Origin of the sequence: Methanohalobium sp., assembly GCF_018609725.1 — an archaeon.
Lineage (GTDB): Archaea > Halobacteriota > Methanosarcinia > Methanosarcinales > Methanosarcinaceae > Methanohalobium.
Map to the genome: position 1 here is coordinate 1 of NZ_JAHENT010000134.1, position 8415 is coordinate 8415.

Sequence of the window (8415 nt, forward strand, 5' to 3'; positions counted from 1 at the left end):
CGCTTCTTGTCCTGTTGACTGTGCCCTCTGCTGCAGGTTGCCAGATGTTTGAATCAGTACTGCTGCTGCAACAGCTGCTACGAGCACCATTGCTATAAATATTATCAAAGTACCGATTCCTACCTGACCCTGTTCATCTTTTATGAACAAATTTTTCAATTTTTCCATACAATATATCCCTCCAGTAGATTTTTCTGTAGATTAATATAATAATCCAATTTAATTTGGATTCACAATTTTATTTAATGTGCATTTTAATATAAAAATAATGTGGTTTGAAGTATCAAACATATAACCGCAATTTTTTATTCAAATTAAAAAAATATAAATTACATAAATTAATTAGAAAGAATTGATTAAAATGAATTCAGAAATCATTTTTAATATACTCATATGTTTAGCAATAACGATATCATCATTTACTCTGGCATGGGTTCTGGGAAAAAATAAACTAAAGCAAAACAACAAACCATCTTTATGGTCACTTATATCCCTGTGGTCTCTTATTGGAACTACCTACCTAGCCAAATCTATAGGTATCTTTGCAGAATATTTACAGCATCAGCATTTAAACGTTGCAATGTTAAATCTTGGTTCAGTTTCATTTGCATTTGTTTCTGTCCCCCTTGTGTTTTTTATAACCTATGTAATAGTCGGTGATATAAAAATCAGTTCTATTATATCCTCTGTTTTTGCAATATTTGGCATACTGTATCTGAACTATTTCCACTCAATAGGCGTAGAGAATTTGGCTTCAACCGACCACAGTTTAATAACTAGCATAAGCGGTGATATAACCATCTATATGTATATCATAACTCTTTTTTTAATCCCCATATCAATGATATTGGGATTACTGCTACTGTTGCTATTGCAAAAACTACCAAGAAGAACACATTACAAAAAAACACTCCCATTGGTCGGAATATCATTAGTGTTTGATTTTATGGTGCTTGATATATTGACCTTTACAGAAACCATGCAATTGTCAGCCAGAATATTTATAGTAGTTGGCATTGTGTTAACTTTCCTTGCTTATTTCCCCCCTGATACACATCAGAAAAAATTAAAAGTAAACGATTATTCTTAAATACATTTAGATTTAATTACAGACCATGGGGGCTACGATGTCAGAAGAAATTGATGTTGAGTTTGAAAAAGAGGTTGCCAGTTTTTATCAGTCCCTTGGAATCAATCAGGGACCCGGCGACCTCCAATACCGGGTTATTTTAAGAGTTCTCAAGAAAAATGATGGGAGTGTTACAAGTTTTTCAGAGATCAGAAATTATACAGACCTTTTTGCCGACAGGGGAAGTATCGGTAGTAAAATGAAAACCGTATTCCAGCTCGAAGGCCTTGTTAACAAGGTCAAATGGAGTGGTTACATAATTACTGATAAAGGTAGAATCGCTTCAAAATTTCTGGACGAAACTACTGAATTTTATAAAGACACAAAACAATACAAGGATATCCTTGACAGAATGCCCTGAGTTTTCATCAACAATAAATCCTTGATTTTGTTCAAAGTCACGACGTTTAACCTTGCCTGAAAACTTGACAAGTTTTGCAACTTTTTTCTTCAAACCTTAAACACCCGATAAGTTTATAAATCCATAATTATGTATAATATTATACATTAAAGTACTGAAAGATACAGAGGGATGAAATGCATCAGACAATTGAAGACATAATAAACTCCACAAAAAAAAGAGTTGAATGTTCAAACAAGCTAACTCCGGATTCAAATATAGACAAAAACGTCACAAGAAACATAGAATCCGTCATCAACAAAACAAAAAAAGAACACAAAGTTCCAATTATCGCAGAAATTAAACCCGCTTCTCCTGGCACATTCAACCTAAATGTTTCACCCAGGGAAGCAGCAATAATTGCAAAAGATATGCAGCAGGCTGGTGCTACTGCAATATCAGTATTAACCGAAACAGAATACTTTCATAGTTCAAAAAAAAACCTAGAAAGTGCAAGAAATGAATCAGTACTACCAGTACTTCGCAAGGATTTCATAATCAACGAAAATCAAATGGATGAAGTTCAGACAGACCTTATACTTCTAATCGCTTCAATTCTTGGAGATGAACTGGATAGATTTGTCTCTTTAGCATTGTCTAAGGGATTGCAACCACTTGTAGAAGTACATAATAAAAACGAACTGGAAAAAGCCCTACAAACTTCTGCAAAATTAATAGGAATCAACAACCGCAACCTTGATACATTTGAAATCAACTTGCAAACCACATACAACCTTGCCCCTCTAATAAAACAATATGATATAGAAAACAATACACACCATATTATAATAAGTGAAAGTGGTATATATTCAACAGATAATATTAAACAACTAATCAAAGCCGGTGCAGACGCATTGCTCATTGGTTCATCTATTATCAAAAGCAATAATATATACAACAAAACAAAACAGTTGGTAGAAGCACTGGAATAATTATCAAATGTAAATAATAAAAGTACCCATCATCACAATTCGTATTAAGGAGCAAATATGACCAGTAAAGCTACCTATGGAAAATACGGCGGGCAGTACGTTTCCGAAATGCTGTTACCCGCTATATCTGAACTTGAGAGAAAATATGATTATTATAAGAACAACCCTGATTTTTTAAAGGATTTGCATTATTACCTTAATGATTTTGCAGGTCGTGAAACCCCTCTTTATTTTGCCAGAAATTTAAGCAGAAAATATGGAATTAAAATCTATCTCAAACGTGAAGACCTGCTACATGGTGGTGCTCATAAAATAAACAATACAATTGGACAGGCACTGCTTGCAAGATACATGGGCAAACACCGCATAGTAGCTGAAACCGGTGCAGGCCAACACGGCACAGCAACTGCCATGGCAGGAGCTGCATTGGGGCTTGAAACGGTAGTATATATGGGAGAAAAAGATGTGGAAAGGCAAAAAACGAATGTCTACAGGATGGAAATGCTGGGGGCGAAAGTACATCCTGTCAGTGCCGGGTCTAAAACCCTGAAAGATGCTATTAATGAGGCTCTCAGGGATTGGGTGAGTAATGTCGATAGCACCCACTACCTTATCGGGTCGGTAGTTGGACCCCATCCATACCCAATGATTGTCAGGGATTTCCAGAGTGTAATCGGTAATGAAGTAAAAAAACAGATAATAGAAAAAGAAGAAAAATTACCCGATTCAATTATCGCCTGTACCGGAGGCGGAAGCAACGCAATGGGTACATTCCACCCATTTGTCGATGATACGGAGATAGAACTCATATCTGTTGAAGCCGGTGGAGAAAGTATGAAATCCACAAGCAAAGCGGCTCTTCATTCCGCATCACTGTGTGTCGGTGAAGAAGGAATTTTACACGGTGCAAAAACCCGTATATTACAGGACAAATACGGACAGATATTGGAATCTCATTCTATTTCTGCAGGTCTGGATTATTCAGGAGTAGGTCCTGAACTTTCCTACTTGAAAGATTCAGAAAGACTTAAAACTGCTGTTGCCAGTGATAAAGAAGCACTCGATGCATTTCACGAATTGTGTCATCTGGAAGGAATTATCCCCGCCCTTGAATCATCCCATGCCATTGCTCATGTACTGAAAAAAGCAAAAACAGGTGAACTGGGAAACATAGTGGTAATCAATCTGTCAGGCAGAGGAGATAAAGACCTTGACACTGTAATCAAAAGCAGTAAAGGAGAAGGAAATATATGAAAATATCAGAAAAATTTGATGATTTGGATGAAAATGAAGCAGCTCTTATTTCTTATGTTTGTGCAGGAGACCCTTCACCTGATGCTACAAAAAACATTGTCAGCTCACTTGTCAGAGGCGGAGCGGATATCATTGAACTGGGATTACCATTTTCAGACCCTATGGCCGATGGACCCACTATACAGGCTGCTTCAAAAAGAGCTATTGAAGCCGGAATGAACCCTGATTTGTATTTTGAGCTGGTCTCATCCATTTCTAACAAGTTTAATATTCCATTTGTTTGTATGACCTATTACAATCTTATATACAAACGAGGTACAGAAAAATTTGTGCAGGACTGCGCACAATCAGGAATAAGTGGTGTTATAGTACCCGACCTTCCAGTTGAAGAGTCAGATGAACTTGCAAATGCCTGTCAAAAAAATAACGTGGATTTAATCCTTATAATTACACCTGTTACAGGTAAAGAAAGGATACAAAAAGTTACTGAAAAGTCCTCAGGTTTTCTTTATATTGTATCCAGACTAGGAGTTACCGGTGCACGCAGTAATATTGCCGAAAATACTGGACAACTTTTGAAAAAGGTTAATTCATCCATCCCGAAAGCAGTTGGATTTGGTATTTACACACCCAAACAGGTCAAAAATGTTGTTTTATCAGGTGCAAACGGTGTGATTGTGGGATCAGCTTTTGTAAATATAATCGCATCAAATGATGATATATACAACAGGATAGAAAAATTTGCAGCAGAATTGAAAAATAACTGCTACATAAATTATTCAAAAAGCTGATCTACAAACCATTGAGGATTAAACTTTTTCAGGTCTTCATAACCCTGACCTATACCAAGATAAAGTATAGGTTTGCCTGTTATATAAGCTATCGATATTGCTGCTCCGCCTTTAGAATCAGCATCAGCTTTTGTCAGTATTGAACCGTCGATAGGAATATTATCATTAAACTGCTGTGCACGTTCAACCGCATCATTTCCTGCTACTGCTTCATCAACAAATATTATAAGGTCAGGTGAACTTACCCTGCATACTTTTTCAAGCTGTGACATCAGATTTACATTGGTATGCATCCTTCCAGCTGTATCTGAAAGTACTACATCAATACTGCGTGATTTTGCATACTGTACTGCATCATATACTACTGCTGCAGGGTCTCCCATTTCCTGATGCTTTATCAATTTGGTATTTATTTTATTTGCATGTGATTCAATCTGGTCAATTGCACCTGCCCTGAAAGTATCCCCTGCTGCAATTACGGTAGAATAGTTATCATTCTGAAGGATGTTTGCCATTTTTGCTATAGTTGTGGTTTTGCCAGTTCCGTTTACACCCACAAATACAATATGCACAGGTTTTTCCACATTTTTAAGATATTCATCAAAATCAAATATGTTTGCAGACATTATATTGTAAAGGGATTTTTTTAGGGCATCCTCAACAATTTCACCTGTATCGCTTCCAATCCTTCTGCGGGTTCCCACCAGCTCATTTTTTACAGATTCAACGATTGATTCAGAAACCGATAATGCGATATCATTTTCAAGTAAACCCATTTCAAGGTTCCAGAGTGTATCCTGTATATCATCTTCATCAAGGACAAATTCCCTTTTAAAAACAAATGCTTTGGCTTTTTGACCGAAACCTGTTCCGGATTTGGAACCAGTTTCTTGTTCCAAATTTTCAGATGTTTTGCTGGGTTCTGTTTTGGCAGGTGCAGATTCAGATTCGGCTTCACTGGTTTCTGCTGACTGGGTGTTTTGCTCTTCAACCTCAACCGCTTTTTCATCTATGGTATCTTCAGCTGATTTTTTAAAGCTGCTAAGTTTTTCTTTGAGTTTATTGAACAATGGCATCCCCGCACGTTAATAATAAAAAATTTGCAAATCCAGAAAGAAATTAAAACATTAATTTATTGGGCTCTATAAGCCCCACCTTGCTGAGATTGCATTTTAGATTGATATTCATTGAACTGGCGTTCAATTTCCTGCATATTTTGTGCTATCTGTGAATATGATTCATTCAGTCTTTCATATGCATTGTCCATTTCTTCTTTACGTTTGTTAAGAGTTTCCTTCGCATCTTCCCGGTTCTTTTCTACACTTATACCAGCACCAATATCAATTACAAACCTATTAAGGTCATTGAACTGTGCATGCATATATGTACCTGAACCTATTGGTACCATTGATTCGGTTCCTTCTTCAAGGGATTCAAGGCTTTCTATTGTGTTTAGAGCCTTCACACATTCCTCTGATGAGGTATAAACCATATCAATATGCTGTTTTATTGATTCGAGTTGGTTTTTATACTGCTGGTATTGTGTTGATAATTGTCTGAAATACTGCTCAGTATCGCCCTTACCGGAAGCGCCATCAGACATACTTTATACCTCTGTAATACTGTCGATTTTAATGTCGAATCGTTTTACTCCATGTTTACTGCCAAATAAAGAATAGGTTTTTTCAGTTGCATTCTTTTCATTCTGACTTTCAACATATTTACTGAATTTTTCCCAGTAATGTCCTGCTTTAAATTTACCCTTTACAAGATAATTTTTCATTTAAACCACCTTTAATATTTGATTAGATTAAATAAATCCAAGTACATCTTCTATTCGTCCAAGCTCATATCCTGTGGTTTCATAGCCCGCTAAATAACCACTGGTATTTGCAATAACCCCTGAACCTACCATTTGTGATCCATAGTTAACTGTTCCAACATCTATCGGTAAATCAAATAACTTTTCAAGTTGACTCATTTCAGAAGGAGTTGTGTTAGGGTGGACCAATATTCCATTATTATTAGCAACACCTGCCATTCCAACTGCCTTAATTCCGGCAATTGTTCCCCTTTCAGCATTTACACCAAGTGTTTCTGATATGACTTCTATTGATTTATCTGAAAAATTGGGATGCACCAGTGCAGCTAAATCATTAGCAAGAACTGTATTACCGATTGCTGTAAGGTTACTTGGCACTGTACTGACAGTGATATCCGTATCCTTTAGATCATGTTCGTTTCCATATCTTGGTATTAATAATCCGTAGGAATTTCCAGATACGAGAGATCCCACAACAGTACTTCCACTTATTAACGTTGAAATTACCTGTACCTGCAAGGAATCCTCAAGGGATTTTATTGTTTTTTCTTTTGTTCCAGTCGGAACTATTGCCAGTTCTTCAGTACAGGTGGCAAACACTCCTATTACAGGGTTATCCAGTATATTCAGGGTTCGGATCATTTTTGCAAATTAATTTTTAATGGTATTATAGTGAATTTATGCAAGTTCAACCTGTACCTCACCATCTTCAAATTTGGCAGCACGTACCCTTACTGAAGATGGCGGCTTTTCAGAACCTCTCTCCCATACCTTTTCATTGACGGTTTGGTCAATCTTTATCTGTGACGGAAGAGATTTTGTATGCCTTATAAGAAATTGTTTTATAAGTGCCATTGCCTTATGAGAACGTTTCCATCTTGGTGCGCTCTTTACTTTTCGGAGAGGAATTGTATAAATTTGTTCAGAAACCGCGTCATCTGCCATTGATATCACCTTTTATTAATTCAGTTAGTAGAATTATTTTACCTTCAAATCGTTCCTTCTCCAGTTTCTTCTCTTTGGATGAGTTACTACTTCTCTGTTGGATTTCATAATAACCCATGTCGGAACACGATGATTCTGTTTATATGCCTTTGCTAACCTCTTTTTTTGTCCCTTTGAATTATGACTCAATTGTCTCACCTTCTTAAACTGTAAATCCTATAAGCATTATATAAAGTTTTTAATTAGTTGTCCAGTCAACTACCGGCCTTAAAAGATAAGCCATTGTATATATCTTTTTATTAAACATAGCCGGTTCAAACTGTGCTGTATTTTTCATTTTATACGTTTTATTATACGCGACTGGACATGAGACGGGAATATCTGTGATACTTTATCATCACCATATGTCTGACGTATAATTTCTCTAAGCTCTGTTTCGTAATCAGCCTTGATTATATTTTCGCTTTGGTTCTGCTCAATTTCCAGATAATTTTGAACAAGTACATCTACTGCACTTCTGCCATACCCCTTAAGAGGAGTAATATAATATATATCGTATTTGTCTTCAAGACTTTGTATTTGTGAATTACCAAGCATCGGAACCCGGTCATTACGGCGTGTACCGTCTGCTATAACCTCTTTTGAATTCGATTTTATAGATGCAAGTTTTTTAATGGCGTTATAATGAATATAATTTATGGCATTTTTGGGATAACCATCCTCTATTGCCATTTTCAAGGCTTTGTACAGTATCTCTGTGTCAAGATATAGTATTTTATAAGGATACCCCAGTCCATATGCAGATTCACTGACAAACTCTCCAACTGGAAGTAATGAAAAACTGAATGTTATCAGTTCTATTTCAAAAAATGGCTCCAGCAAGATAGCTGATAATGAACTGTCTTTTCCACCACTAAAAAGCACAGAAGCTTTCATAAGCGTATATATCTATCTTTTATCTTTATTATACTCGCCTTATGTTAGTATCGTGTTTTTTGGGTTGTATCTGAGAAAGAAGCTGTTTCAACTTTTCATCATCAATTACAGACTGAATGCGACCGCTTTGTGCAAGTGATATCAATTGAGATTCCAGCTGTTCACCCAACTCGTTTCTGGACATTTTAAGCCTTGTTAAACGTTCC

At 36.3% G+C, this 8415-nt stretch carries 14 protein-coding genes; 5 read left to right on the forward strand and 9 right to left on the reverse strand.

The annotated features are described in order from the left end of the window. Positions 1–168 (reverse strand): archaellin/type IV pilin N-terminal domain-containing protein (locus tag QZ276_RS09015; protein WP_342765718.1); only part of this gene is annotated, 168 nt, incomplete at its 3' end. A 193-nt stretch (positions 169–361) separates the two neighbouring features. Between QZ276_RS09015 and QZ276_RS09020 the strand changes: the two genes are divergently transcribed. The 5 genes from QZ276_RS09020 (at position 362) to trpA (ending at position 4506) form a co-directional block, all read left to right on the forward strand. Continuing rightward, complete coding sequence (locus tag QZ276_RS09020; RefSeq protein WP_292487289.1) at positions 362–1090, forward strand: hypothetical protein; 729 nt, start codon at positions 362–364, stop codon at positions 1088–1090. A gap of 37 nt (positions 1091–1127) precedes the next feature. Continuing rightward, entirely contained in the window at positions 1128–1490 is a 363-nt protein-coding gene (locus QZ276_RS09025) for a hypothetical protein (protein WP_292487291.1), read from the forward strand. Positions 1491–1666: 176 nt separating this feature from the next. Further along, entirely contained in the window at positions 1667–2461 is a 795-nt protein-coding gene (locus QZ276_RS09030; protein WP_292487293.1) for an indole-3-glycerol-phosphate synthase, read from the forward strand. Positions 2462–2518: 57 nt separating this feature from the next. Beyond that, positions 2519–3715, forward strand: coding sequence for a tryptophan synthase subunit beta (gene trpB / locus QZ276_RS09035; RefSeq protein ID WP_292487295.1), 1197 nt, complete (start codon positions 2519–2521; stop codon positions 3713–3715). Further along, on the forward strand, positions 3712–4506 hold the full coding sequence (gene trpA, locus QZ276_RS09040) for a tryptophan synthase subunit alpha (protein ID WP_292487297.1): 795 nt from the start codon (positions 3712–3714) through the stop codon (positions 4504–4506). The genes trpB and trpA overlap by 4 nt, the downstream gene beginning before the upstream one ends. Here trpA and ftsY read toward each other — a convergent pair. From ftsY to QZ276_RS09080, 8 genes are all read right to left on the reverse strand, one after another. After that, complete coding sequence (ftsY, locus tag QZ276_RS09045) at positions 4491–5576, reverse strand: signal recognition particle-docking protein FtsY (RefSeq protein ID WP_292487307.1); 1086 nt, start codon at positions 5574–5576, stop codon at positions 4491–4493. The two genes, trpA and ftsY, sit on opposite strands and share 16 nt — an antisense overlap. Before the next feature lie 62 nt (positions 5577–5638). Then, positions 5639–6109 (reverse strand): prefoldin subunit alpha, encoded by a 471-nt coding sequence (gene pfdA, locus QZ276_RS09050; protein ID WP_292487299.1) that lies wholly within the window; start codon positions 6107–6109, stop codon positions 5639–5641. A 3-nt stretch (positions 6110–6112) separates the two neighbouring features. Beyond that, on the reverse strand, positions 6113–6289 hold the full coding sequence (gene rpl18a / locus QZ276_RS09055; protein ID WP_013194202.1) for a 50S ribosomal protein L18Ae: 177 nt from the start codon (positions 6287–6289) through the stop codon (positions 6113–6115). Positions 6290–6316: 27 nt separating this feature from the next. Beyond that, a complete protein-coding gene (locus tag QZ276_RS09060) occupies positions 6317–6970 on the reverse strand; it encodes a translation initiation factor IF-6 (RefSeq protein WP_292487301.1) in 654 nt (217 codons plus the stop codon). Positions 6971–7006: 36 nt separating this feature from the next. Next, positions 7007–7273: a 50S ribosomal protein L31e gene (locus tag QZ276_RS09065; protein ID WP_292487302.1), complete on the reverse strand. Its 267-nt coding sequence runs from the start codon at positions 7271–7273 to the stop codon at positions 7007–7009. Between the two features lie 33 nt (positions 7274–7306). Beyond that, complete coding sequence (locus QZ276_RS09070; RefSeq protein WP_292487304.1) at positions 7307–7462, reverse strand: 50S ribosomal protein L39e; 156 nt, start codon at positions 7460–7462, stop codon at positions 7307–7309. A 144-nt stretch (positions 7463–7606) separates the two neighbouring features. Beyond that, positions 7607–8209 carry an alpha hydrolase gene (locus QZ276_RS09075; protein WP_292487305.1) on the reverse strand — a complete coding sequence of 201 codons (603 nt, stop codon included), beginning with the start codon at positions 8207–8209 and terminating at the stop codon, positions 7607–7609. Positions 8210–8237: 28 nt separating this feature from the next. After that, on the reverse strand, positions 8238–8415 hold a 178-nt coding region (locus QZ276_RS09080; RefSeq protein ID WP_292487309.1), incomplete at its 5' end, for a DNA-binding protein.